1 protein-coding gene is annotated in these 1,034 nt (G+C 68.0%); it reads left to right on the top strand.

Going from position 1 to position 1,034, the window contains the following annotated elements; translation table 11 throughout:
* Positions 1–148: 148 nt before the first annotated feature.
* Positions 149–1,024 (top strand): IS5 family transposase, encoded by an 876-nt coding sequence (locus JNW87_RS39060; protein ID WP_309234171.1) that lies wholly within the window; start codon positions 149–151, stop codon positions 1,022–1,024.
* Positions 1,025–1,034 lie beyond the last annotated feature (10 nt).

Genomic DNA, 1,034 nt, shown 5'->3' with positions numbered 1-1,034 from the left:
CTGAGAGCCTGGTAAATAAGGGGTTCGGGCGGTCGCCGGTCCTGACGAAGATCGACAATCGTGACGGCGCCGGCGTGGCGGCGTGACATGGGGAAGGGCCTTCGGTACGAGCAAAGGCGACTAAACCAGCACGACCGAAGGCCCAACCCTGTCTGTATACCTTGTCGCCGGCGTCGCCGCATCCGCCACCCCGGCTACCGTTGACGATCACCTGCCCACCGCCCGGCCACGGCACTATCCGTCCGACACCTCGGATGCCGAATGGCAGGTCCTGGCTCCGCACGTGCCGGCCGGGACCGGGCGCGGCCGGCCAATCACGTACCCCCGCCGCGACGTCGTGGACGCGATCCGCTACCTCGACCGGACCGGCTGCCAATGGGACGCACTGCCTGCCGACTTCCCGCACCACAAGCTCGTCTACCACTACTTCAAGACCTGGACCCGCGACGGCACCTTGAACCGCATGCACAACAGCCTGCGTGAACAGGTCCGCGAGCACGTCGAGGGGCGTCACCGACAGCCGTCGGCCGCGCTGGTCGACTCCCAGTCGGTACGGGGCGCGGAGACCGTCGGCCGGCCCAGCCGCGGCTACGACGCCGGCAAGAAGATCAACGGCCGGAAACGCCACATCGCCGTCGACACCTGCGGACTGCTCCTCGTCGTCCTGGTCACCGGCGCGAACGTGCAGGACCGCGACGCCGCCAGGCCGCTGCTGTGGGCACTACGCGCATGCTTCCCCACCATCCGCCTGACCTGGGCCGACAGCGGCTACGCCGGCAAACTCGTCGACTGGGCCGCCACTCACCTCGCCCTGACCGTGCGCATCGTGGCCAAGCTCGCCGGGCAGACCACCTTCGTCGTGCTGCACCGCAGATGGGCGGTCGAGCGCACATTCTCCTGGATCAACCGGTGCCGACGCACCGTCCGCGACTACGAACGGCTACCCGACCACCACGCCGCGATGGTCCAATGGGCCATGATCATCGTCATGACCCGCCGCCTCGCCCGCCACCAAAACACCTGAAACCCTTATT

The sequence above is a fragment of the Micromonospora sp. ATA51 genome, assembly GCF_016802855.1.
Lineage (GTDB): Bacteria > Actinomycetota > Actinomycetes > Mycobacteriales > Micromonosporaceae > Micromonospora > Micromonospora sicca.
Note: the sequence above shows the minus strand (reverse complement) of the source record. Positions and strands in the feature narration are given on the sequence as shown.